The sequence below is a fragment of the Proteus sp. CA142267 genome (assembly GCF_003336825.1).
GTDB lineage: Bacteria > Pseudomonadota > Gammaproteobacteria > Enterobacterales > Enterobacteriaceae > Proteus > Proteus terrae.
In genome coordinates this window covers 1-579 of the sequence record NZ_QPMG01000027.1, presented here as the reverse complement: position 1 = coordinate 579, position 579 = coordinate 1, and the positions used below count along the sequence as shown (strand labels likewise).

Sequence of the window (579 nt, the reverse complement as noted above, 5' to 3'; positions counted from 1 at the left end):
TTTACAGTTAGTGATCCAGTTTCAATTTATTTATTAGTTGATGGACTTATCATTTACTTTCTTTATTTTGAATTTATTGCATTAATTATTAAATATTTTCAGTCGAATTATCACTTTCCATTGCAATATTTTATTTATATTGCAATAACTGCGGTAATTAGGTTAATTGTTGTTGAACATAAAAATCCTCAGTTACTTATTGTTTACTCAGGAACGATACTGCTACTTGTTATTGCATTATATATTTCTAGTGCTGAAAGATTGAAACCTAATTAAAATTATAAAAGTAGTAAAAAAAGCATAATCTTACTAATATGAATACAGTTATGATCTACTATAATCAGATTATATGAATGTTTCATATGAGGTAGTAAGAATGTTTAACTCTGTTACAGATATTCACAAAAATAATTTTGTTGGTAAAAAAATTATTGTAGGGATTAGCACTTGTTTATTAGGGAATAATGTTAGGTTTGATGGTGGTCATAAGCGCTTTCATCTTGCCGTAGATGAACTATCTGATTATTTTGAATATCAATCGGCTTGTCCTGAGATGGCTATTGGTTTACCTACACCAAG

At 27.6% G+C, this 579-nt stretch carries 2 protein-coding genes; both read left to right on the top strand.

Annotated features, from left to right (window positions below; genetic code table 11):
- Nucleotides 1–276, top strand: a 276-nt coding sequence (locus tag C0T34_RS18085) for a phosphate-starvation-inducible protein PsiE (RefSeq protein WP_109850600.1), incomplete at its 5' end; no start/stop codon positions are given.
- A gap of 100 nt (nt 277–376) precedes the next feature.
- The coding region (locus C0T34_RS18080; protein WP_114399075.1) for a DUF523 domain-containing protein at nt 377–579 on the top strand (203 nt) is incomplete at its 3' end.